General features: G+C 44.7%; 25 protein-coding genes and 1 pseudogene. 10 read left to right on the forward strand and 16 right to left on the reverse strand.

Translation table 11 applies throughout. From position 1 onward, the window contains the following. Positions 1–617 precede the first annotated feature (617 nt). The 4 genes from BOCO_RS00095 to BOCO_RS00110 all read left to right on the forward strand — a co-directional run bounded on the left by BOCO_RS00095 (position 618) and on the right by BOCO_RS00110 (position 3621). Positions 618–1073: a hypothetical protein gene (locus tag BOCO_RS00095; RefSeq protein ID WP_094722086.1), complete on the forward strand. Its 456-nt coding sequence runs from the start codon at positions 618–620 to the stop codon at positions 1071–1073. Positions 1074–1431: 358 nt separating this feature from the next. Beyond that, positions 1432–1884: a Panacea domain-containing protein gene (locus tag BOCO_RS00100; RefSeq protein WP_094722087.1), complete on the forward strand. Its 453-nt coding sequence runs from the start codon at positions 1432–1434 to the stop codon at positions 1882–1884. Positions 1885–2026: 142 nt separating this feature from the next. Further along, positions 2027–2410: a helix-turn-helix transcriptional regulator gene (locus BOCO_RS00105; protein WP_094722088.1), complete on the forward strand. Its 384-nt coding sequence runs from the start codon at positions 2027–2029 to the stop codon at positions 2408–2410. Between the two features lie 227 nt (positions 2411–2637). Beyond that, a complete protein-coding gene (locus tag BOCO_RS00110) occupies positions 2638–3621 on the forward strand; it encodes a hypothetical protein (RefSeq protein ID WP_094722089.1) in 984 nt (327 codons plus the stop codon). Here BOCO_RS00110 and BOCO_RS00115 read toward each other — a convergent pair whose 3' ends face one another. Further along, positions 3622–4866 (reverse strand): phage tail tip lysozyme, encoded by a 1245-nt coding sequence (locus tag BOCO_RS00115; protein WP_158520373.1) that lies wholly within the window; start codon positions 4864–4866, stop codon positions 3622–3624. 62 nt (positions 4867–4928) lie between these two features. Here BOCO_RS00115 and BOCO_RS07335 point away from each other — a divergent pair, with 62 nt between their 5' ends. After that, entirely contained in the window at positions 4929–5126 is a 198-nt protein-coding gene (locus BOCO_RS07335) for a Z-ring associated ZapG family protein (protein ID WP_148140019.1), read from the forward strand. A gap of 362 nt (positions 5127–5488) precedes the next feature. On the opposite strand, the gene BOCO_RS00120 is transcribed toward BOCO_RS07335, so the two are convergent. Then, the gene (locus tag BOCO_RS00120; protein ID WP_094722091.1) at positions 5489–5899 is read right to left on the reverse strand and encodes a hypothetical protein; all 411 of its coding nucleotides are present in this window, start codon (positions 5897–5899) and stop codon (positions 5489–5491) included. A gap of 68 nt (positions 5900–5967) precedes the next feature. On the opposite strand from BOCO_RS00120, the gene BOCO_RS00125 reads away from it, so the two are divergent. Further along, entirely contained in the window at positions 5968–8139 is a 2172-nt protein-coding gene (locus tag BOCO_RS00125; RefSeq protein ID WP_094722092.1) for a hypothetical protein, read from the forward strand. 147 nt (positions 8140–8286) lie between these two features. Here the strand turns inward: BOCO_RS00125 and BOCO_RS00130 are convergent, their stop codons facing one another. Together BOCO_RS00130 and BOCO_RS00135 are read right to left on the reverse strand one after the other, a co-directional pair. Beyond that, a complete protein-coding gene (locus BOCO_RS00130) occupies positions 8287–9252 on the reverse strand; it encodes a hypothetical protein (RefSeq protein ID WP_094722093.1) in 966 nt (321 codons plus the stop codon). Between the two features lie 18 nt (positions 9253–9270). Further along, a complete protein-coding gene (locus tag BOCO_RS00135; protein ID WP_094722094.1) occupies positions 9271–10098 on the reverse strand; it encodes a hypothetical protein in 828 nt (275 codons plus the stop codon). Positions 10099–10136: 38 nt separating this feature from the next. Here BOCO_RS00135 and BOCO_RS00140 point away from each other — a divergent pair, with 38 nt between their 5' ends. Then, a complete protein-coding gene (locus tag BOCO_RS00140; RefSeq protein WP_094722095.1) occupies positions 10137–10475 on the forward strand; it encodes a hypothetical protein in 339 nt (112 codons plus the stop codon). On the opposite strand, the gene BOCO_RS07515 is transcribed toward BOCO_RS00140, so the two are convergent. From BOCO_RS07515 to BOCO_RS07625, 5 genes and pseudogenes are all read right to left on the reverse strand, one after another. Then, the gene (locus BOCO_RS07515) at positions 10476–12497 is read right to left on the reverse strand and encodes a DNA cytosine methyltransferase (RefSeq protein ID WP_169711874.1); all 2022 of its coding nucleotides are present in this window, start codon (positions 12495–12497) and stop codon (positions 10476–10478) included. It abuts the gene before it with no gap. Between the two features lie 378 nt (positions 12498–12875). Further along, complete coding sequence (locus BOCO_RS00160) at positions 12876–13526, reverse strand: phosphotransferase (protein ID WP_094722096.1); 651 nt, start codon at positions 13524–13526, stop codon at positions 12876–12878. Next, positions 13492–14727, reverse strand: coding sequence for an MFS transporter (locus BOCO_RS00165; protein ID WP_094722097.1), 1236 nt, complete (start codon positions 14725–14727; stop codon positions 13492–13494). The genes BOCO_RS00160 and BOCO_RS00165 overlap by 35 nt, the downstream gene beginning before the upstream one ends. Positions 14728–14747: 20 nt before the next feature. Further along, positions 14748–15938: pseudogene (locus BOCO_RS00170) on the reverse strand (DegT/DnrJ/EryC1/StrS family aminotransferase). Positions 15939–16604: 666 nt separating this feature from the next. Further along, positions 16605–16790, reverse strand: coding sequence for a helix-turn-helix domain-containing protein (locus tag BOCO_RS07625; protein ID WP_094722100.1), 186 nt, complete (start codon positions 16788–16790; stop codon positions 16605–16607). Positions 16791–17356: 566 nt separating this feature from the next. Here BOCO_RS07625 and BOCO_RS07345 point away from each other — a divergent pair. Genes BOCO_RS07345 through BOCO_RS07630 form a run of 3 tightly spaced genes read left to right on the forward strand, consistent with a single transcriptional unit; the run spans position 17357 to position 18178 of the window. Then, positions 17357–17599: a hypothetical protein gene (locus BOCO_RS07345; RefSeq protein ID WP_158520374.1), complete on the forward strand. Its 243-nt coding sequence runs from the start codon at positions 17357–17359 to the stop codon at positions 17597–17599. Between the two features lie 32 nt (positions 17600–17631). Beyond that, positions 17632–17916, forward strand: a complete 285-nt coding sequence (locus tag BOCO_RS07575; protein WP_094722102.1) for a tyrosine-type recombinase/integrase — start codon at positions 17632–17634, stop codon at positions 17914–17916. Beyond that, on the forward strand, positions 17894–18178 hold the full coding sequence (locus BOCO_RS07630; protein ID WP_420835382.1) for a tyrosine-type recombinase/integrase: 285 nt from the start codon (positions 17894–17896) through the stop codon (positions 18176–18178). Before BOCO_RS07575 ends, BOCO_RS07630 begins: the two co-directional genes overlap by 23 nt. 900 nt (positions 18179–19078) lie before the next feature. Here BOCO_RS07630 and BOCO_RS00205 read toward each other — a convergent pair. From BOCO_RS00205 to BOCO_RS07635, 7 genes are read right to left on the reverse strand one after another with little or no spacing between them, the layout of a single operon-like run. Continuing rightward, positions 19079–19612, reverse strand: coding sequence for an NUDIX hydrolase (locus BOCO_RS00205; protein ID WP_094722105.1), 534 nt, complete (start codon positions 19610–19612; stop codon positions 19079–19081). Continuing rightward, entirely contained in the window at positions 19605–20315 is a 711-nt protein-coding gene (locus BOCO_RS00210; RefSeq protein ID WP_094722106.1) for a class I SAM-dependent methyltransferase, read from the reverse strand. The genes BOCO_RS00205 and BOCO_RS00210 overlap by 8 nt, the downstream gene beginning before the upstream one ends. A gap of 17 nt (positions 20316–20332) precedes the next feature. After that, positions 20333–21202 carry a hypothetical protein gene (locus tag BOCO_RS00215; protein ID WP_094722107.1) on the reverse strand — a complete coding sequence of 290 codons (870 nt, stop codon included), beginning with the start codon at positions 21200–21202 and terminating at the stop codon, positions 20333–20335. Between the two features lie 24 nt (positions 21203–21226). Beyond that, a complete protein-coding gene (locus BOCO_RS00220) occupies positions 21227–22171 on the reverse strand; it encodes a hypothetical protein (RefSeq protein WP_094722108.1) in 945 nt (314 codons plus the stop codon). Further along, complete coding sequence (locus tag BOCO_RS00225) at positions 22164–23393, reverse strand: MFS transporter (RefSeq protein ID WP_094722109.1); 1230 nt, start codon at positions 23391–23393, stop codon at positions 22164–22166. The genes BOCO_RS00220 and BOCO_RS00225 overlap by 8 nt, the downstream gene beginning before the upstream one ends. Next, entirely contained in the window at positions 23390–24202 is an 813-nt protein-coding gene (locus tag BOCO_RS00230; RefSeq protein WP_094722110.1) for a nucleotidyltransferase domain-containing protein, read from the reverse strand. Before BOCO_RS00230 ends, BOCO_RS00225 begins: the two co-directional genes overlap by 4 nt. Next, positions 24196–24831 (reverse strand): CPBP family intramembrane glutamic endopeptidase, encoded by a 636-nt coding sequence (locus BOCO_RS07635; protein WP_094722111.1) that lies wholly within the window; start codon positions 24829–24831, stop codon positions 24196–24198. Before BOCO_RS07635 ends, BOCO_RS00230 begins: the two co-directional genes overlap by 7 nt. Positions 24832–24837 lie beyond the last annotated feature (6 nt).

Consider the following 24837-nt stretch of genomic DNA (forward strand, 5'->3'; position numbering starts at 1 on the left):
AATAAAGAATTTCATGCCCGGGTAAATGGCTCTCCCATTTGCAATGCGCTCCTCACCGAGATAACATTTACAACAATTACCGCTCTTGTAGTAAGCCACATCAATCTCTACAATTTTTACTGCAGACTCAAACGATAACAAGTAGCAGTCCGTCTACGTATTCGTTTTATACCATGCATTGATTTGTTCAAACAGTAGTAACCGTTTAATCACAGTGTCATTTACCAGAGTTTTAGACTTACGATAATATTGCATGATGTCCGTCCTCACAGTGAACTGACAATGTTTTTAAACGTGTAACGGTCACGTTTTCTCGCGGGAAAGCCAATAATACGATTACGAATATCCTGTCTATCCCTTAACACTCTCATTAAGGACATGACAGTAATACTGCAATCCTTGTTTTGTCTTCTGGTGAGTTCATTCATGCGAGTCACCTTTCTACTAGTCATTCCTGTACAACCCCTCACTTATCTATATGCGTCCAAAAATAAGCAGCAAGTATTCAACGGTGAATACGAGTGTCTTTTACCAGATGATGGTGTATGGAAAACGGTTGACGATAAGCGCATAGGTGTGCTTGTACCATATAATCTAGTGCTGAAAGGATAAAACGCATGAGCAATGATGCGCGTAAACCAAAAAACTCTCCTGGTTCCACAGGAGGACAATACGATACTAAACCTGGTGGAAAAGGACAAGACTTACCATCTCTAGCAGAAGCTACTCAAACACCAACAAACACAAACCAGAGAGACGCTAATGCTAAAACTAAGTACGCTCCTGATTTTGAAACAATCATCAATCCTTCTGCCACAAGTTTTGAGGATATTGTTCGAACAGCAGCAGGAGACTTTCAAGACGATTTCGATATAGAGAGCGCAACGAAAGACTATGTCGATGAGATCAACAAGATTACCAATCCTCTAGGAGTAAGCGTAACCGAGAGCGGAAAAGCATACTGCTCATATAATGCTGATATTGATGATGATGCGATTACTGAAGGCGTAAACAATATTGATATTTACAAAATCCTTCAACGTCACGACAAGCAGGAAGATGAGAATATGTGATAAATAGTTAAAAAATCTAAGATTGTTTTATACTGTATTATCGATTGAAATGAGGTTCTGTACTCTATTAAGTACAGAACCTCAAACAACTGGTAGCAAGTACCTGCACTATTGTTAATTCACTTTTAGATTTTTCCAGTAATTATCTTCTTTGATGTTTGCTGGTACAGGAGTCTTATTAAATAGAAATGGTACGCCAGTTACTCTTCCAAACTTTAAACAAAACAATAAAACTTTTGAGCTTGTCATTATTGTCGACAAACCTGTTATATAAGCATAATGAATCTACTTGTTGTTCCATCAATTATTTTTGGACGCATAAAACTAGTATCAGATTAAAAAGAGGGTGGAGGATTCAATGATTATGATAGTTGATGTAGCAGCGTATATTCTCCGCATGTGTGGGACGATGACTACTATGAAATTGGAGAAGCTTGTATTTTATTCGCAAGCTCAGTCACTTGTCAGTCGTTCTCAACCGTTGTTTGAAGCAGATTTTGAAGCATGGCGAAGTGGCCCGGTGTCACCAGAATTGTTCGCCTTACACAAGGGACAGTTTTTGATTTACGATGGTGACCTCACCACTCATGGCATCCTTAAAGGTGAAGAATGTACGATTATGGACATGGTTTGTCAGTCGCTTTCACCATTATCTGGCAATACTCTCAGTAGTAAAGTCTGTTCTGAAGCACCATGGAAAACCACTCGTCACAATCTTAATCCTGATGCTACTTGTCATACTATAATCAGTAAAACTCTGATGAAAAACTACTACACCAACCACCCCATTATGGTAGACAGTAATTCATAATCTATGTTACATACCATTAATACTGCCGTGGCTACACAACGGTAGTATGAACATATCCCCCAACCATTAACGCATGTTCACTCTTGCAAATGCAAGCCACGTACACTTCTCGTGTATAGCATCACATACGAGGAGATCGAACATGCGTGACTATAATTCACCCCACACATATCATATGCTGCGCCTCCTGTCAGAAGCAACTGTGTTCCGGCAAGCTCGAGAATCATTACATATCACCATCGAGGATTTAGCGAGCCTACTCCAAGTCTCAACCACATGCGTACACGCCTGGGAGCATGGCCACTACACAATACCAGTTGAAGTATGCGAGCGCGTATACCAGTTAAGCATATTCACAGCGGATACTATTATCTGCAACAGTCAGATCAGTACAGACGAACATTTATCTAATATGCCTATAGCCTGGCAGCGCATGGTGCACGATATCCAAACTAGTAGAGCAACATATGCGCTCACTACAGGACAGATGCCAGCAGAAATCAGTTCAATCAACCATATTTTTTGAAAAATGCGCATTTGTCCCCCCCGATTTTGCTAAAACACTAATATCATATTGATTATGACAATCAAAGCAAATACTCAAAAGCATAAAAACGAACACATAACGATTAACCTAGGAGAAGCTGAACTCGTACTAACGTCATACCAATCACAAAACCTCATACCAATAAGAGCTTTCACCGTCATCATTGACAACACGACAATCACCCGCACTGGGCATAGGCTACATGTATGACAAAATATCGCAAACAGTCACTACTACTCATCCTCATTGCAATAGGATTCACCCTGACCGTCACACTCATCATCACCATAATCAACCTCAACACCCATCACCAACAATCACAAGCCACTAGTACGACAACCACTCACACATCAACAACCCCTCTAAATAAGCAAGAGCTAATCAACATTGCATACACGTTCGAGCATGCGAGTCGAGACTGGGGTATTAACCCGACAACCATCACCCAATACAGTCAACAAGACACCTCAACCCTGCTCCAAGCAATACGCACACCTACCAAACTCAACAATAATCAACTCACCAATATCTCCGTCATTACACCACCGACAGACGCAGGACCCAACGCCCCAAGCACATATTGCACCAACAACATTACTAACCCATGCCAAGACTACCCCACACAACTCGACTACCAGCGGGCCACACACTGGACCCTCGGTGCTCATATTGTTCCCGATAGTTTACAAGCCACCATTGTGAACAACAATCAAGTTAAAGTAACAGGTAAAATACAAATAATCGTATGGTCATCCAATCGAAACGCAGCACAACGAGTCACCAGCGATCACACACACTGGTGGGCGTTCACACCATTTATCACATCAACCCAATTTCAAGATGAGCTGACCATTAACTCCGAGCATAAAGTCAGTAAACGAACAGGCACTATCAATCGATGGTTTTTCGACCCCTGGTATAGTCCATGGACAGACAATGCAGCAGACTGGGTAACCAGCTATGGTGATCATCTAACACCAAATATTCCCATCAAAGGAACACCAGCCCCATTAGCGGATCTAAACCCAAGTCCAGGTGAACAACAAATCCAAAATCTCACAACAACCACAGGACCATTATGGGATGCACTCCCCCAAGGTAACACCATTCCCATCAACCCAGGTGAACAACAACCCAAACAACTTGACCCTGATCAAGACCTACAAAACAGGAAAACAAAACAACAGTGATTACTTCCACTGTTGATGACGGAAAAACAGTATGTCACCAGCCTGTGCTTTGCTAATCCAACGATCCCCACGATACGAATTCCAGGAAGCACTCCCATCAGCATTACCTTCACTAATACGAATCCTCCAGCCAGAAGCATCATTGACTACTTCCTCAACGACAGCCACATGCCCAGGTGGTGGACCCGAAAAAGGTGCGCTATTACCAGACACACCATCACCTGGACGCGGACTCATGTCAACCGTCCACCCAGGTTGATTTCTTACATTCCGTCCAATCTCACCACCATTGCCTCGCACCCAATTCCAACCGTCCATACCATGAATCATTGCCAATCGATTCCACGCGTACCACACACACTGATGACCCGCTTCTAAATGAGCGTATAAGACACCAGCGTCTGAAGCTGAACAAATATGTTGACTACCCTGGCACATCCAACCGAAATCGCTTAAACCTCGTTGAGGAGCACCACCTACCGTTCCCACGGTAGCAGCATTACTATTAGTATCTGGTGTTTGACAAGAATCATTTCGACCAGTAGAAGATGACACTACCCCAGGTTGAGCAGTAAATGATACTGAACCCAATTGCTGATAAAACATCATTGCTTGAGTGCGACGAAACTGTTCGTTACGTGATGCCCAGGCAGGCCGTTCCCAGCCAGCCATCCATGCTATCGCAGCAACCTGAGGATCATCAGTTTTCAACCAGGTGTCTTTTAACGAACCATTAATAATGGATACACCTTCTGCTTGCACTTGAGATAAATACACATTATTAAACGATGACTCAGCAGTCTCTGCTAGCATTCTCGCCTGACCTTCAACATCACTATCAGGCACATTACCTAAACCATGAGCATCAAACCAAACTCGGATTTTACTACGGGGTGTCCATTGAGCTAAACCGAATCCTCCTCCTCCAATCTCAGCACGGTCAGCTCGCATTCCTGATTCTGCCTGCAAATTACCTAATACACCAGCAGTAGCTGCTTTCGAATATCCGTGAGCAGCAAACACGTTTGCCACATGAAGTGCTGTTTCAGAAACATCAACTACCTCATGATGTGTATTAGCTTCCAAGTGAGAGCACTCCACTCTCTTCGAGGACACCGTCTCACTGGCACTTATAGCTCCACCAGATGTTGTTACTACAGCAGACTGAACCACACCTCCAAAACACATCAATACCACACTAAACACACCTGCGCCAGCTACCATTAAACGTTTCCAACTCCACATACTCACACCTATGCCCGTAACGCATAGTACTAAGTAAGAACGCAAGGAAAGGAACAATAACCATGAGCACGGTAGCATGTATCTTCATTAGTTTCATCGCAGGAATCATAGTAGGATTCATGACAGAAGGATTAGCAGCTGGAAATCGAATCTACAATCAACAACAAAACATCAATCAACTCACCAAACTTTGCGAAGATCAGCAGCATGAGATTAGTACGCACGATAGCGCCAGCCCTACTAACCCTTCCACCCTCTAACAACACCCACTAACCCGATTTTATGTAAACTGCGAAACCTCATACACGAACCATTTCATACACTATCAACCTCATTAATCAACAGTTATCACACACAGATTCATATTTTTATGACACCAGCCGTAACACCACACCTACAACACAAACGACACATACCAGCATTAATACGCTTTCTTAACAAGGGCAGGAAACTGTAAAGCCGCATAATGCCGGTGTTTTACACAGATGGTGCGGTAGCGTTGTATTCTGCTGGCTGGCTCTTCTTAACATGCGGTAAATGGGTGCTTCGCTTATTAAGGTAAGGGTTTATAAGTGTCCCACGTATGCCATTGTTCATAGTGTGACTAGTATTGCCTGTTATGTCATAGCGAATGGGTCGCAATGGTTTCACATTGATGCATACGACTAACAAGATTCGCAGCTTCGTTTTCACCTATTGCTGTCAACACATGCTCATCTACAGTAAGTGCTAGGCGTTTGCGTTGTTCAGCACTGAGCGTGTGGCGAATGGCGAGTTGTGCAAGTACAGACGGTTTCGTATCCCAAGACAATTGTTCCACGTGTTCACATGTCAGATCTGAACGTTGAGCGATCCGTATTCGAACAGCTATCGACTCATCATTAATTAAGTCGTGTATATGTTTATCGGTAAGATCAGCCCGTCCCGCTGCAACCCATCGTATTGGCTCCCACGTGCTGTATACAGCATCATCGAGATTCCCTTCTCCTTGTTCAACCTGTAGTGCAACTGCAATCCATGATGATTCTTTCACAGTCAAATCTATGCATGTTCGAAAGCGCATAGAGGTAGAACGTGAGTTCGCATTGAAAGGAGCGAATAGTGAAAGTAACTAAAATATTTTCTGTTGCCTTGTGTGCAATGGTTTGCGCTGGAATTTTAGCAAGCCCAGCATGGGCAGTAGAATCTGTTAACCCGCCTCAATCAAATAATATAGTAACTCATACGGATACCGGTAATGATTTTCGTATGATGCTGTCTCGTGCCCAGGTATACGTGGAAGCCCAATCAGCTAAACCAATGGGTGTACAAGTGTATACGACTGATAGTTTTCTCGTCTTAAACCAGGCATATCAATATGCTCGACAATTAGGTGCAGGCGTATCTGATGAGATATACGCGCAAACTACTGAACGCTTACGTCAAGCAATTGACCAATTGACACCGAATTCGTGGTGGATTGCTGATCATAAGGATATTCAATTGCATCCTCAAGGTTCAAACCTGCTTAAAGTTGACTGGGCTTGTGGTTCTTCACCTGGTACTGATGTGGATGTGATAAGTTCCGATGGACACAAGTGGCGCATACATCAATCAGGTTCTGATACGTCTACTATGGAACAGTTTGGCATAACAAAAACAACTCGTCGTTATACTGCTCCAACGAATACAAGTCCAGTTCAGTTAATTCCAGGTCTTGCTCTCTCTCATGTTCCAGAAATATTGATTACGGCATCATGGTCAACAGGTAACGTAATCACAGCGAACGGTAACTCTTTTACACTGTCTGGTTCCACCTGGAAGACTAACGTGAAAGTAATGTTACCAGCTGATAATAGTGTCCCTGCGTCAGTACGCTTATCAAATGGTATCTCCGTACCAATCACATGGTCTGACGATGTTAAATCTGATGTTGACGGCAAAATAATGAGCCGTTCAGGTGTGGCTACCGGCAGTTTAGCAGGCAACCAGTTTGAAGTTTCTGTCGTAGCTTCTAGAACATATGATCAGTCTATTGCAATTAATGTGGTGCGTTCCACAGCCGATGGTCAATCTTCGCGTATTCCTGTAATTGCAGCTGGTAGTAAAGCATCAGAATTAGTGGAACATAAAGTGTTACCTGACTTGGATTATGCGGCAACTGCTGACTCGTATACTATTTCAGTTGATCATGGTGCTGATGTGTTGAAGGTTGATACACGTCCAGGATTGCGTAAAGGCGGTATACGTACGTTTGATATCTCGATCATATATCGTGATACTGCGGGAACCCAACACAATAAGATGGTGCACGTGGAACAAGGATTTAAACCTGCTGAACGCAAAAGTGATAATCCTGAAGCAGCATTAAACGGTATTATGGTTAACGGCCATCTGATAGACGGTTGGGATCGTGATGTGTTAGATTATACGATCACAGCACATGGTGATGAACCATACAAGATTAGTCCAAAACCTGCTGATGGTCAGACCGTAACAGCAGGAGATGTACGACAAACCGCATACACTACGGTTCAAGAATGGACAGTCACGAAACATGGCCAATCCCGTGTTTACTCGGTAAGTGTTGTTCGCCCTCACACTGTACCTACAGCTGATGAAGCATTCAAACCCAGCGACCTTATAGACGTGGATGGTAAAAGTACTGCTCCTCGACCTGATTATACTGGGCTAAAATCTACTGGATTCTTTGTTGACGGCAAGTATACAGTTTCACCTGATGATACTTATCAGATTCCTATTGGCGGACAATTTGCGTATGAAAGTTTTTCAGGTCAAACGGTACTAGTTTCACAAGCTCGCATCAAAGGTATGACATGGAAATATACGTTGGATGTTCTTTCGCCTGATGGTTCAAGAACAGGCCAAACAGTTCGTACTGTAACGTTCATTACCGAGAGTACTCATCGAGCCACATTAACTGGTGTTCGTTTTGATAACAAAGAGTTATCTGACTTTAAACCTAACGTTCTGGAATATCAGGTCAACGTCAATAACCCTGACCAGTACACGGTAACACCACTGTTTGATCGTCAGACCGGCATGTCAGTATCCACTCATAAAAATAATGGTGTAGCTCAAGTAAACGTGGTTAGTGCTGACGGTTTAGAGAAAACAACATACACGTTCCACGTGAAAGCCACTGACAAATCTAACAGCAAAATAATTGACCAATTACCTGCAACTGGTGTTACTCTTTTAGGGTTGGCAATAACAGCTGGTATTGCTCTCATTTTCAGCATATATCTGTTACTGAAAAAACGTACTCAGTGAACTGATTCTACAAAATATTAAGAATGGTCGCGTATACAGCATGCTTTGCGCGACCATTCTTCATGTCTGATACTAGTTTTGTTTAAATTCTCCCAGAACTTGTGGAGCATATAAGTTGTGTTTCTTATGACTGGTTAGTTTCGTCTGTCAGATACCATTGAGTGATGCTGGGATGTGCCAAGTGTTCGAGTTGGGGAATCCGAAAGCTTGAGCAATGTTATTAAGGTTAGTTCGCATCCAGTGCCGTGGTGGCTGTGGTGTGCCAGGTTGTGGTTGGAAGTTGTCTGTACAGGTCATGGTTTGTTTCCATGCGGTTACGGTGGTGGCGTGCATATGTGGCTGGTTGGCGGTGAGAGCTTCAAGTTTTGTTAGTAAATGATTGTTGCTGGCGTCAAGCCAGCAGACGTGCATGGTTTTGCAAGCTGGGTGTGAGAGTTGTTGTTGCCATCGTTTGATTTTTGCTTCTAGTCCCATGTTGGCGGATGCGGTTAGTTCGATACTGATGATGGTGTGTTCCCCTTTAAGGATCAGGTCTGGTCCGCCACTACCCATGAGAGGGTCACTGGTTATAAGGCTGAAACGTCCGTAAAGTTCCCCGTAGGTAAGCCATCCTTGTTGGCGTGCTTGTATGGCGAGGTCAACACAAATGAGGTTGTGTCGATCGTATTGTCTTGCTCCTCGTAATGGTCCTGGTCCTAGTGCAATCATTTGTACGGGGTTAACTTCTAATTGTTCCAGTTGAGATTCAATGCGAGCATGTATTGGCAGTCGTACAGCCATCCACGGTGCTCGGTATGGTGACGCGGCTGTTCGTGCGTTGACACTAATTGGGTAACCAACATCGATTAATTGTAATGCTGCCATGTCTCGATAGAGACTAGCTTTGGCTTGTCGAGGGAGCTTGGGGTTGAGCTCGTGGAGTTGACTGGTTTCGATAGTACGATACTCATGGATTAATGCGAGTGCTTGTAGTACAAGGTGAAGGCGTTGTTTGATTCGGTGGTGTGCTTGTTTGGTGTCTGGTAACCATCCTGGTTTTGAACCTAGTGTACAGTCCCACCAGTTGAGTTGACTTCCTGCTTGCCACCATGTGGGGTCTATTGGATTTAGCATACTTATCTTCTATGCTGGTTAACTGGTTGTGATGAGGGTTTGGGGCCATGAGAATTGGGGTGGCGTAGTAAATACGAGCATGCTTATGTCGTGATGTTTGGGTTGACTCTGATGGTCGTTAAGCAGGGTGAATCCGAAAAGACTTGGTGTTGCGGGCACCAGATGGAGAGCAACTCCTGTCCCCCAGATAGCTGTGGCTGTTTCAGCAGTGTTGTCTGGGTCTCCTTGATATTGTCGTCGACTATCAGGATATCTGACTTGGCATATTACAGCGGCTGATGCTCCTACTGCTTTATTTTTCCATGCCGGTATCGCACGTTGCATGATGCGAGTTTGTTTAGCTTGCCGTTCTGAAACACTTTCTCGCATGTTACTGGTTAACCATTCAACATCGGGTATACTCAAGTTGACTAGGGTGCCTTGAGAGCCTGGTACTTTCTCGATAATCGTTCGTAATGGCTGCTCATTGGTATGTAATGGTATAACCCATAATGTTAATTGTGGTGATGGTGAAGGCGCGTTTGAAACATCCGGTAAGTAACAAGTACACACACGATGATACGGATCATCGTCTGGCCACATGCCCATGTCAGTTCCAGCATCGATTATTGGTTTTAGAGTTTCCGCAGCAAGTATTGGTGACTCTTTACGTCCGCTTACACTGACCCATAACATAAAGCGGTTAACAGATTGTGCTCCTTGCCGTTTAGCATCTAACCACACGCGTTTACCTAAAAGACGTAACTTGTGTCGTTTGCGAGCGCGCTCGTCTACGTCTTCGCTGCTTACTGTTGTCATCCATAAGTGTGCTGGTATATTGCAGATGATGGCATAGGGTTTGACCATGATTAGTTTCTATGCGCTGGTGTTGCATAGAAGTGTGTATGAGTAAAGGTTCAGTACATGTAGAAGATTCGGTGGATTGTGTACGATCGCAATCTGTTGTTGGGCGACTGGTGCGTAATCGGACGTTACGGTTTATTCTTGTTCGTTTGTTTTGGTTGGTTTTGGCTATTGTTTTTGCTCCTCAAATTGTGGCAGTATGGCGTATAGCATTGCATGGTGAGCCTACTGATCAGGGAATATTGTTTATTTTGTTTGCTGTCTTTTTAACGGTTCGTAGTGTGTGGAAATATTGGAGTGCTGAACGGTGTGTGTTATCTGAGACTGTAGTCGATATTGGTAATTGCGGGTCTGTGTCCACTAAAAAGCGCAAGCAGTAGTTATGGTTGTTGGGTTGTTGAAAGATGGTGTCGTAGTGTTAAACATGTGTGGAGTGCTGTTGCGGCTTGTTGGGGTACGACACCGTTTCCTAGTGCTTTGAGTTGCATGGATCGATGGTTTCCTGGATGTTGTTCCCAGATTCGTGGATCGGTTACCCAACCTTCTGGTAGTCCCATCATCCATTCTACGAATTTTGGGCTAAGGTGTGTGAGGGCGGGTAGCTGTTTGCGTTGGCTGTTCTCGCGCCAGTAGTCTAGTACACAACGTGGTGGTAGGACAGTGCTGGGTAGGATACTGTCCTTCTGGTTGATGGTATCCCATTGGTGGTTGAGTAAATCGTATCCGGTATCGTTATGCTGCCATTGTGAGAATACTCGGTCTCTTTCGATTTGATCAACTGTTGCTGGCCCATAACGTTTCGGTGCATGTTGTACTAGCCATCGTCGATTTGAACATTGTTCTGGGGCTTGAACTACCCAGTTTTTTAAACGATTTGTGATTTGTGTGGGGCATGGTGCAGTGCGTTGTAAGCGTTGCTCCCATTGTCGTATTGCTGGTGTGTATTGGTTGAAGTTCACTGTTTGTCTTGTTTTAACGGGCAAGTGCTGGTTTATTCTTAGTGGGTTTGAATGATGGCTTGCTTGTGTATTGTCTTTCGGTTGCTTGGAAGGTTGAATGATGCGCAGTGTGGTAGGAGCGGTGTCTGTTATCTCGCGTACCAATGACAGATTGGTAGATTTGTCATGCTTAGCACGGTTTGAAGTGGATAGTATTTTATTTAAGCGTTTGGAATTGCGTATATTTCGTTCAGAATGACTCATCTTGCCTGGTATATCGAGTAAGCGAACTTGCGTAGATAAGAATGTTGAAGCTTCTATAGGGCGACATGAAGCGGATGGGCTGTCGAATAAACTATCTGATGCTTTTGGGGTATATAGTAATTCTTGTTGTCGTACACTATGTTTGTACGCGAAAGATTCAGATAACTGGTAGATTTTATTATCAGCAAGAATCCCTTGTTTTGGCCAGGATTGTTCAAACACGTTGACATCAGCAAACAAATCCGTTTGTTCTGTTTCCCAACAGTCTCGACTAGTGTTCCACCGTGCTTTTGTTTCAGTTACAGGCTGTATGGGAGGGGCTTCGTTCAACCTTTGGAGAAGCGGATTATCAGGCTTGCAGTTACGAGTATTTCTAGGCCAGGCACACACAAACAAGCGAGCTCTATGATGAGGAGCACCAACGTCAGCTGCTTCTACGGTAAGCCAAATGGCATCATAACCCATAGTGGCAAGATCACCGAGAACACGACCAAGCGCCCTTAATCTTGGATGCGTATACAATCCTTTTAAACGTTTAACACCAGTCAACAACCCGCTATGAGTGTCTTCAAATATTAGACCTTTGCATCGTAAGCAGCATAAACCACGTAATACATGTTCAAGCCCTTGATTCGACTCTAACAGCATTCTTGAATATGAGCTATTGTTACAGTCACTTACAGGCGTACGAAGCCCGGCACTAGAACAGTCAACCAGTGGTTGCATGCAAGAACATAATCCATGCTCATTTAATAAACGTTGACGTAACAACCATTGTTTCTGGTCTTCTTTACTTGCAGCGATGGCCGAAATCACTGCTACCACGTTTTCCCATACAACTAGAGAAGGTTGTTTAACAGCTATTGCTTCACGCATGTAACTCCACAATCCACTACGCGTATGTTTACTCATTCCAGAATGAGTTCCAGCATCAGACACCGATTGGCATGGAGAACCTCCTACAATGACTTCAACGTTGGGTAACAGTCTCATGTTTACCTGGGTAATGTCCCCTATATTAGGAATCGAGTTGTTTGCATTATGAAATGCTTCTATCAGACATGCTCCATCATCAATATCGCTGGTCGCTACAGTAGGTATGTCTGATAACACTTGGCTGACTCCCATTTCTAAACCACCGTAACCGGTGAATAATGAAAGAAGACCATGTTGGGTATTTACATTTGATTTAGTGACCATACTATATATATGCGTCATGTAAATGCATATGGCTTGGCTTGAATTGAATGGTCAGGGGACATTCAGGGGACATTATCAAGTAATTAATCGTTTACCAACGCGATGCAACGACTATTTAAAATCTGCTAAAATCCTTATGAGACAAGCGGAACGAGGTCTTACGTATGGCAACGCATAGCAACGTGAAACATGGTTTTTACATCAAGGGGTCGCGGGTTCAAATCCCGCCGGCCCGACGAGATAGCAATGATTCCAAGGCCGCAGAGCCTTGGAATTTTTTGTATGCCCCGAATCGGGCACATATCGGGCACATGGCCCTTGCCTTCGGGCACATTCAGGCTCATTCCGGCCGCACCGTATTGCAGCGGATTAATGCCGCTACATCCTCGGGACGGTATCTGACCAATCAAGTACACCTCCCAAACGGTTCCGTACAGACAAAATATTGGGAAGGCGAAGATCTCCGTGAACCGGTACATATGAATGCATATCATTTTTCTTACAGGTTAATTCATCTAGGAACTCATCAATCTGTGACGTAAGTTGAGGATATTTAATACTAGCCTCTCTAGCGAACGCAATACGATTTTTACGTTCTGGAAGAGTAAAGGACTCATCTGGGAAAACGGATTTTGTTGCGTGCGAGTGAAAGTGCGACAGTTTGAACCCAAATTCTTCCCATTGAAACTGTTGGTCAGGTTGTTCACCTGGCAATTCTTCACACACCATGTAAGGAATACCAGATGACAGTGCGCCGATTTCTAAAATTCGTGGGGAAGGAAAATTTGCAAATCGAGCAGCATCCATTATCTCTTTTTCGACAGACGGATTTATATTTGCGCTTATTCCGACCCTCACAACCAGTCCATCCCTGATAAGTACTAGACAATTGTTTCCATGTGTCATGATCAGAGACGAATCACTCTTCTTCCAGGAAAACTGCTTTAGTACCTCAGCAATAACTGTGTTGCTAAAAACGAACTTCGACTGTTCTTTACTCACCTTTCCATTCTTTAATAACAGATTCATCTGCTTCCTCCTTCCAATACTTACGCATAGGCCAAGCAAGAAGTGCAGCTATGAATGAAATCACAGCAGCCAGCAGAAAAGTCTCTCTAAAACCAAAATATGTAGTAACAATTCCAGCAGACTGTGAACCAATAGCTGACCCTATAACGCCGGCAGTGGTCATCCATGCGAAAGATTGAGATCTATGGACACGATCAGAAGACCGAGCAATTAATGAATATTCCACTGCTGCGACCGGTGCAAAGCCTAAAGCTCCCAAGCCTAAAGCAAATGACATACCCGTATAACTGTGAGCTAAAAGAGGAAGGGCCATCCCGATAGCAGATAGCAACAAACCCCAACAATATATTTGTTCTTTTGGCATCTTCCACTTGTGAAGGCCATATGCTATTCCTCCCAGAATAGAACCGATGCCTAAAGCAGAGTATAAAGAACCACTATATGCCTCTGAGCCAATCCAAATCGCAAAAGCAGGTATGGCCACATCATAAGCCCCATTGGATACTGCTTCGAGCATTCTTCTAACAAATAGTCCGATAAACCCTTTATTCTTAAACACACTAAGAGTATTTGCTATACTCCTATGCATTTTTGGTCCGGTGTCATGCTTGTAAAGAATAGCCGAACCCTTTTCATTTCTTATCCCTTTTGTTAAGGATAAAGAAACACTGCCAACGACCACTAGTAAACCGCTGACCACTAAAGCTCGGGAGCTATCAGAAAAAAGCAACACAGTCGAAAGCAGTAGAGGACCAACAACTGATAACAGTTCGCCTGCAATAGATTCAATCGCAAAAGCAGGATCTTTGCTGTCCTCTGGTAACTTCGACCAATATGATCTAATTATCGAACTAATCGGAGGAGTAAAAAAACCAGCTATAAAGACCAATATGACGTTCAGAATTATGGCATTTTCCCCCACAGTGCTCAGGGAAAGCAGGCACAAACTCTGGACTACTCCTGTCAGCAGAAGTGTAAACGAGGAACCCTTTTTATCAGCGATCAAAGCGGTTATAATCCCACCAATGGCTCCCCCCACGTTAAAAAGTCCGACCATCAAACCGCTAATTATGAACGAACTTCCGTTATTAGCCCATAGGACTAAAGCCAGATTAACCACGTACAGCGGTATACGACCGACGAATGCGAAAAAAAGAGGCCAACGCACTTCCGCATTTTTAACTAACTCTAAATACTGCATTCGTCATACCTTTCAGGACCCTATTTTCCGGTCAAAACGCCGACAATTCTATCGGCAAGTATTGTGGCTTCGTCTTCGGTAAATTGGGTTCCAATGACAAACACGCGATCCCACAGTTTCTTCTCACGTTCCATTAGCGCTTCTGTGGCATCATCCCACCACCCATGATAACTCATATAAGCGCGAATCCAGGGTGTGCAAATTAAAGATGAGTACTTCCACGCTGGGACGCCCTCGGCAACAAGTGCTTTAAGCAATTCATCACGATAGCCACCCCACTCTTTATCGAGAATTACAGGAATATCAAACCAAGCTGGCTTGCAGTCGACCTCAGAAAATGGCACTGCATATTTTATACCAGCTTGATCAAAACGATCCTGAAAGATACGAGCTGCTGCATTCCGAGAAGTGACTCTCTCTTTTATATCGCTTAAAGCATGAGAAGCAAGCACAGCTTCCATCTCCCCACCACGAAAATTATAGCCGGGTATTACTTCATTACCGTCTGAATTTTTTCCATGATGAGAATAAACTCTCATCGCCTCATTTAACCGTTCGTCATCGCATACATTTAGTCCACCTTGCCCTGCAGTTACAAGTTTCTTGTTGCTGCACGCGAATGACCCAACATCGCTATAGCTCCCAACTGGGCGATCATCGTAAAAAGCTCCAAGTGCCTGACCACCATCTTCTATTAGAAAAGTCTCATCCATGCATCCACAAGTAGCCGATATATCCACGATGTTACCGAAGAAATGAGTAATAATTGCAGCTCTAGGATGATTTGCCTTAATCTCTTTCTCTACATCTTGCTGAACTAGCATTGTGTTGGGATCTGTTGGAAGGAAGACGGGACGGCACCGGAGATGATATATGACATTTCAAGAAGCGATAAAGCCTGAACTAGTAACTGCTACCGAATCACCCTCATTGACACCTGAAGCAAATAAAGCCGTTTGTAGAGCAGCCGTACCGGAATTATGGAAAAAAGCAAATTCTCTTCCCACATACTTCGCAAAGCTTTTTTCTAAAGAATGTGTTTTAGGTCCGCCGCCCCAATATTGGGTGTGGCCTGACTTTACAACTTCCGCCACTTCCAAAAAAGCTTGCGTATCAATTCCTGTGTCTTCTGTGATTCTCTTCTGAATTGTCGGAGATCCACCATTAATAATTAGATTGGGATTAGTTAGTACCTTGCTAGGAAGTAACATTTTCTCACCATCTTTGTCTGAGGTTAATTCACAGTTAACTCTATCAACGCAGCTAACTACAATTTGTTAAATTTAAAGCCTAGTTTTTAACTATGCTGCCTGTCAAATCAGTGTCCCAATAGTGCCATGCGCAAATCCTCGCAATGCCGGCAAAGGCTTTACTTCGCGTCCAGGAATGCTGCAGACCATAACGAGTGACCTGGCCTATACCTGCAGCAATCAGGCATCGCTTTGGTGATGTGTGATTATCAGTGAATTTAAAATGTAAGCCGTCAGCTCATTCACGGCCATTGCAATGAAAACACTCTCTGCCCGGATGGAATTCACCTTTTGTCCCTGTCTTTCGAGCGGTGTGAGAGGCACTACTTCTGATAGAGAGAAGACCTGCTTATAAGTATCCGGCGAGCAGGATATACGAAGTTTAAAGAGGCCAAATTGTCGATAATAGTCGGTAGCGCGATTCCACAGGCCAGAATCATCACATGCGTCATTATTATCGAGTCAAACTCTGCCCTAGCCGAAGCCGAGGGCGCCATCTAAAAGTTAATCCAATCCATACCTCGTATTACTTGCCCCATATATTCTATTGTTCTGTCCAGCTTTAGTAGCTAAAATCTAATCGGGCACATTTCGGGCACATCGTATGTGCAGGGTCCCCCTCCGGGCTCACTCCGGCCGCACCGTGTTGCGGCTGATAAGTGCCGCCACATCCTCGGGCCGGTATCTGACCAAACGCCCGATATGCACGTATGGAAGCCCGGTTTTCTGCGTCCTCCAGGCGTTGAGGGTGCTTATCGGTATCACCAGGATCTCGGCCGCCTCCGCAGGGGTCAGCAGCTTGAGAGGCGTCACGGCCTAGTTTTCATTCGTTGGTTTTTGTGTTTGGCTCATACCTGTTCCCATGCGTCAGCGTGCGCCGCCGTGAGTTGGTGCTGGGTTATCGCTAATTGGAATGAGTTGATATCTGACGCATAGAGGTTGGTATGGCAAAAGCATGGATACATGACAAGTGGCTGAAGTCCGCCCAGGTCACGACGGCTGACGGACATCGCACGAAGATGGAACCCCCGCCATCGGCGAAGCATTCGCTGACGATGTTCGCCGACGAGCCGGGGAAAGCAAAAAGTGCCCGATGAATTCAAATCGAAGGACTACGGCAAAGGCGCGCGCTGGAGGGTTGACGGCACGGGCCGACGCAAGCTCTTCCGCTACCGGGCCGACGCCGAGGCGTTCATGGCCGAGATCGAGGACCGGATACGGTCGAACCAGTACATGGACCCCAAGGATTCATATAGACCGTTGCGGGAGGCTGCGGACCTCTGGCAGCAGGGTTTGACCAGTACGATCGGGGCTCGACCGAAGGACGCTACAGGCGGGAGCAGCGAGTGTGGGTCATGCCCCAATGGGGAGATGTCGCATTGAAGGACATATCCACGTCACGAATCCAGCACTGGTACGTCAGCCTGGCCGAAGGAACGGCGCCCTACGTGGGTGAGCGAGGCTCGGATTCCTCACTGTCTGCGTCCTCGATCCGGTCGGCCGGCAACATCGTGCTGGGCTCGATCCTGGATGTGGCGGTGGAAAACCGTTGGATTGACGTCAATCCTGTAACCAAGGCCAGGGTGCCGCACACAGGGCCGTCCAACGGCGAATCTACCTGACCCCGCAGGAGATCAAGATCCTGGCGGATCAGATGGACGCGGACAACGCCATGGTCGTCTACGTGCTTGCGTATACGGGAATGCGCATCGGCGAAGCTTTGGCTCTGCGGTGCGGTGATGTGGATTTGAACCGTAACCGGATCAACGTCCTGCGCACCCAATCGGTCGATGCCGACTCGCTCCTGATCGAGACATTGCCTAAAGGCAATAGAACAAGGTTCGTTCCCGTACCAAGCCGGCTCCTGCCGAAAATCAAGAACTTGTTTGGATGGCCATGGTCCCTAGGATTATCTGCTGCGCGGGCCGCGAGGAGGTAGGCAGACCACCACCAAATGGCGGAACAAGGTATGGGCGCCGGCCCTGCGGGACGCGGGCAGGCAGGATATCGAGGGCCTGGTCATCCACTCCTTGCATCACACTTACGCTTCCCTGGCGATCAAGTCCGGCGCGGACGTGAAGACCCTGCAAGCCGTCCTGGGCCATGCCTCTGCTACCGAGACCCTAGACACCTACGCGGACCTATGGCCCAACCGAACCTGCGAGGTGGCCGAAGTCATCGGTCAGGATATCCAAATCTGATACGAAAGATTGCCGACAGCTGTTACAGAGCTGAACTGCAGTCAGAGTCTCACACGATCCTAATAGTAGAAGGTGCTTCTGCTTGGTCTTGTGCAGAAGCACCGTCATCTGAATTAGCTGCCTCGACTTTTCGGCGAGTAAGCACGAATGAGGTTTGATGCTAAGAAAGGCTGCTGTATGTGTACACATGCTAGCTGCCCTTAACTGTTGCTAATAACAACTGGAATACTGCCGATACTAGCACGTTCCGAATACTAACTGATACAAGCTGAAACGGGTACGTTAGTTTATCAATGTGCCCGATTGGATTTGCCACCTTCATTGTTGCTCCTGATTGGGATTGCTTCCCCCGGCACATTCTCCGAATCACAAGCCAGAAAACCACAGACCTAAGACTTCGAAAGGACTTTGTTCTATTATACGAAACCTTTGCGCTGTGGCAGGAACGCACACACATCCCAAGAGATTCGCTAACACACTCTTCGGTCTGCCCAGGCTGCCGAACAAATCGGCGGCAATCTTTCTCAACTCTTCCATCTGACAAGCATAACCAAAGCACCAAATTCAGTTCCTATAGCCCCCCCCCCCCAAAAAAAATGGGGCTTTGACTTACAATAAACTAGCTGAATTGAACCAAAAAGGTGAAACCCGATCGGGCACGCTGATATATTAACATGTCTGATGCACTTCGCATCAGTTATTTGTGGGAGCAAGCTAGTGTTGCGATATTCCGAAAATTTTCAGCAGCGGTTAAGGGCAGCTTACACACTTTCAGCTGCCCTTCGCAACAGCAAATCTTGGAGGATCAGGACGACAATATTGGCGTGAGACCGAATCTTCTTCGCCTAGTTGATGATGCAAAAGGTGCTGATTGTTCTCAAAGCACACGAACTAATATCATCAATGCATATGCGGTGCAGCTAATAGGCTAGGCACGTAATCGATACAATTCTGTTTTTGTACCGGCATATTTAAATGCTTCCCTTCCTTTTGCAAGCTTTCGGCACCGTCCCACAGGTCTAAAAGATTACTTGGCCAAATTGTATCGGTTGTTCTCACCAATTCTTCTTTAGTCCACCATCTTATTTCTTTGATTACTTGTTTCTCTTCGTCAGTAAAGCTTGCAATATCAGGTGTGTTTAACGCAACAGTGACATAATAATATTGTTCAAAATGTTGTGCTTCACGATTGCGATAGATGTGCGTAGCCTGTCTGACACCAATAAAATTCTCACGAAGAGTCTGTTGTTGTACAGTTACGCCAGTTTCTTCCTTGATTTCACGAACTGCCGCAAATTCAAAAGATTCGCCAGGCTGCACACCACCACCAACAGTAATCCACCATGGATCTTCATTGGGGTCTCCTTTATTACATAAAAGGAGAATTTTTGTCATTTTTCGATTGAAAAAAAGGACCCTAGCGCTGCTACGCATTTTGTCTTTCTCCTCTTGATAGCTCTACGATAGAAGTTGGCAGTACATGTTTATCAGAAACGTCATCCCAATTGAATGCTAGATACAATTGCCTGAGTCGTTTTAACGAGCTTAGTATATGTCCGTTTGCGGAGCAGCGTTTTAACATGCGATATTGGTTTTTTAGGATAAGCCCCTGTTCTTGGGCGCATTCTTTCACAGCTGTCAAATGGAAACCGAAAACGAGTATAAGCAAAATCCCATCTTCGGTTAGGGCTTGGTGAGCGCTATGAATAACGTATTCCATCATGTCAAAACCTGACATTCCTGCTACATCATGATCCCACTGCTCATCATCAGATTGCGCTGGCATCTGTGCAGGGTTGCTGACAATACAATCGAAATAGCTGTCGGGAATTGTTGTTGTCCTTATATCTTCGTTCAATACTCGGCACTTATAGGGGAAGCTCTGCTGTAAGTGCTCACACGCGTCAGGGTTCTTTTCGAGAAGTGTTACTTCCCAGCCGAGTTGCGCAAATGCGCTGCCGATTATCCCGTAATAGCCTGCGCCAATATCTAATACACGACCAGGAGGCAATAATTCCAATCTGGGTTTAATTGCGTTTACGAAATCGATGCCGCTGCTCGGCAACTTCGCCTTTTCGTTTAACGGCATTTGTTTGCCACCAGGTAGGTTAACTACTTCAAATCGATTTGCTGGCATAATTTATCCTGTCTCCTTTAGTTGTAATACGAAATCCACTCTTTATCAGAAAGTCCAACTTGCTTCGAGAGAGAGCATAGATTGTTGAATACTAACTCCGCGCTGTTGTCTCCAAGAAGCTGCACCGCTTGCCAATAGTCTTCGAGGCCTAATGAATATTGTACTTTGTCCAAAACTTTAGACGGGTAGTAAACCATATCATCCAAACACCTCGCATGAGATGCTTGTAATATTTTTTGATCTGCCTCAAGATAAGTCATTTTTGAATACGAGTTTCTTAACTGGCAATACTTTTTGCGTCTACTGCTCTTTCCTAAACAATCCGTTATGAAAGCAGAGCACTTCGAATGAAGACATGGAAGATTATACGACGATATAAAATGTGTGGATTCAGGAACTAGTGCCGCAATTTCTTCGATTGGATGACCGTGCACCCACAGATTGGGGCATAAGCCCTTTGTATTGACTACGTTTCGCTCAAAATCTACCAACATAATTCGATTTTTGTTTGCCTGCATTATTATGTTTCGGGGGGCAAAGTCTAGCCATCCGATCCCGGATACATTTAGTGCATCGACGAGAGAGAAACAAATAATAGCTCCATAGAATCTTACTTCAGGATTTGCGTCGAGAAGTAAGTTTTCGACAGTTGTCCCATCAATAAACTCCATCTTTATCGTTTGATGGTTTATTACCTTCATTGCCGGTGTTAAAACCGGTTGGCCGCATACTCGAATCTGAGCTGCATTGAGCATACCTGTAATTTTCTCATAACCTTCGATTTCTTCTTGAGAGACATGCTTGTTTACAAAACTCGAAGCGAAAGTGACGGAATCTGATTCGTCACCGAAGAGCTCAGCGGGACCTGAGCAAAATTCTCCAAACACTGTGTCACCCCTATGCTCAATCAATTATGAACTAATCTCAGAAATAATCTGCACGATATTGTCTCTTTGTCGGTCTCCGCCATCGTAAAGTCCCAAATCACCATATAAATGCAAACAGTTGACCCCTGAGATTAGTTCTAGAATGGGGAAACTGCTTGGGAAGAAAGGTCGAAGTTTTGGCTCGAATCCAGGCGACAAGTAATCGTCAAGTGCAGATACTACTCCAAGTCCATCCATGGGTTCGAAAACTGCGGGAGTCTGCTTGGCGTGGTCCAACAAAATGATGCTAGATATTAGAGAATACGGTAAGCACTTTGTGCCATACATTTCAGCGAAATCATTCGACCAAATATGAAGTTTCCCATTTTCTTCATCGTGAGCGTGTCGATGTGAAAGTGAGTCTGCATAACTTGCAATAACCTTTACGGAACTCGGTAAACCCACTGCAGCTGTAGAACTACCCATTTTCTTCATTATGAACTTATCATTAGCAATAAGCTGTCCGCCGTTTTGCAGCAATGACGTTAGGGTTGTTGTCTTACCTGCACCCTTAGGACCAGTTAATACCAACGTCGATTCACCCATCTTGACCACGGCACCATGTACAGGCGCTGTAGATGTTGGATAGTTTAGCAATTCGCTAAGCACGATTGCGGATCTGATCTGTCTCACTAAAGTGAGATTCCCGTCTATTCCTGGATGAATCTTTGACTCAATATAAAAATATGTCTTGTGTGACTTTGTTTGAGTATCAACTTCATCAATACGTGAAGTTCGTGTTGTCTTCGACACATTCAAGTTAACGAATGAGGCGATTGACTCTTCGTTGGGTACTTCAGTGGCGGTCAGATAGGGCTTCCACGCTGTGACCAGATCGCCAATCTTTTCGATTGGATAACCAGTTACAGCACAATTGCTGCTTAAGCCTGGTATCGAGCAAAGAATTTTTTGACTATTGCCGTTATTCATTCAAAGAACCTTCCTGAATCCACTTCCACACAGAAATTGATAGTAGAAAAAAGCAGATCGAAGCGATATATGGAACAAGTGACATTGGGCCGAAAGATGCAATTAATGCTGTAACTAGTGGACCGACAGGAGCCCCTAAATGCGTAACGAACTTGTATGATGCCTGGAACTGGGCCAGATCATGCGCAGGGACGATGTTCTGTCTAAGGGTTCCGTTCGCAATAACATAAAGAGTGGCCCCAAAGGAATCCATAACGACGTATGCAATACACTCAGATACTTTTAGCGGCAATGAAGAATTCTGGAGGATGGGTAATAGTAGAATAGTCGGAATCTGTATTAGAATCCCGAACAATAGTGATCTTTGAAATCCGAAATATTCTGTGAAATGTGGAGCCAATAACGCCGCAGCTATCCCGCCCAACGATCCCAGAGACAAGATTACTGCGTATTGATGTCCATTCAATCCCATGCTTCTCAAAACAATGAGAGGGAAACAGGTCATCAAGGCGCTTGCAATTGCGTTATACAAGAATGTGTTGAGCGTAATTTTCCTTAGATTGTTGTTTGTTAGCAGCAATCTAAAGCCCCAAGAAATTTCTTTAAGCTTACTCCTCCCGCTATCATTGTGCTCGGCTGCCCCGTGATTGCGAACCAAAAATGACCCCACAAAACTGATAAAGAAAGTTAGTGAGTTAAAAAAGAATGCACCCGCTGTGTTAAATACATTCACAACCCATGACCCCAGTGGCGGCCCTGTTATTCTAGAGACTGACTCCGACAACGACATTCTCGAGTTGGCTGTGATGCGATCGTCATCGCAAACAAGATATATGGGCGCCGTGTACACTAAAGTCGAGAAGATACGTCCCAAACATTCTGTCACAATGATTATCGCAACAAATAACGTTAAGGACATGACGTGTTTAATCCATAAACAGCCGCATAATACGTAAAGGATTCCACGGGCAAAATCTAAAACAGCCGTTGTTACGAATACATTATATTTCTTGATAAGTGGAACAACCACAAGTGGTATTACTATAGTTATCGCTTGCACAAGTGAGTTCACCATAGATAAATACTCTGCACTCACTGAGTATCCGGTTATCAGAACCATTGTCCAGACAAAATCATTCGCTTCGTCACCAACCATAGATAACGATTGACTTATCCAAAACTCATTGAATGCTCTAGGGAGCCTATGCTTGATCAGTTTCATGCGTCAGCTAACTGTTCTTTCAAATCTTCCAGCATGTCGTAAGCGAGTTGAGATAAATGTTGGGAAAAGCTCATTCTTTCAGCTGCTTTAGCAAGAATCTCTGATGTCTCAATCGAACAGTCAATATCTTTTTCGAGAATGGAAATTGACAATTCAGGAGAATAAGCAGCAACTTTTTCATACCGCCATTTTGGCTTATTGTTTGTTGACCCTTTACATGCGAGATATGCGTCAACTGCATCGGCTAATGCTGCGCGTGATTGCAGCATTGCGGTTCCCGACTGGCGGCTTTCAATGGCGCCAAGAGCGTCATTATAGTCTTCATGCCAGTTAAGTAATGCTCTGCTCGCTATCACGCATGATATGCGTCTTACATCTATCTGTAGCCTATATAAATTGAATACTTCTTCTCCGGCCAATGGGACACCTATGACTAAGCGGTGCAAAAATTGCAGCTCACCATTCGTTAAATTCCGGAAAGCGCCGTCATCATTAGCTATATCGAGTAGTCTGAGTTTATCAACGATTTCTTTTAATCGTCGCTGTGTCAAATGCTCCGTATCGACAATTGCATCACCTTCACATTCAACTTCAGCTTGCGCACCCGTAGAATTAGTGAAAAGCGCATTTCGAATTGGTGCTTCTTTTTCGTGAATAGCAAACAAGTCGATGTCAGATGTTTCGTTAGCAAATCCCTCAATGAATGAACCTGAGACGTATACGAATAGACAATCGGAAGACAGAGCGAGGAGTGCGTTCTGAATCGGATTAATAAATTTTGAGGGAATTCTATTATCGAGCGTTAGCATTTCTGGTCCTTAAGATACGGAATTTTGAAGTAAAGGATGGTATGTGGCAAGTTAACCAAAAAATGGAAAAAGCATGCTGCTCCGAGAGTGCCGCCATACAAGACAATGATGGATGCGACAAGTCCGACCAGCGCTTGCAGGCAATAATCTGATATCCTCCACTTCCTGCCTGATTCGAATTGCACGACATGTTCGAGGACGAATAACAGTGAACTAATAATTGCTATCAAGTATGCCGGAAGGAGCTCCTGCAGTACTACGACTAATGATCCTCTGTAAAACAACTCTTGGAACGGGCCTGCAAGGACTTGGAAACCAGCCTGTCGATACTTTTCAACCCTGCTCTTGTAGGGAGGATATAATTCGGGGCTTCCCGGGGCAAGTATCATAACCATGCTCTTGTACTGGACGAGTGAAAATAAGACAGCACAGATAATCGCTGCTAAAAATCCCGCAAAGCTGTTGCTGCCTTTTGGACTACCAGTTATACAGAGGCCCAATAAATATGGGAAAAGTCTGATAGCTGGCCTCAACCATTTCCTAAACCTAAAATGAGCTGTCCATCTGAGATGAGAATGGTTAATGCTTAGAATCGCCGCATAGATAACGGTCACCACTAATACTCGCATGAAGAA

Origin of the sequence: Bombiscardovia coagulans (genome assembly GCF_002259585.1) — a bacterium.
In the GTDB taxonomy this organism is placed as follows: Bacteria; Actinomycetota; Actinomycetes; order Actinomycetales; family Bifidobacteriaceae; genus Bombiscardovia; species Bombiscardovia coagulans.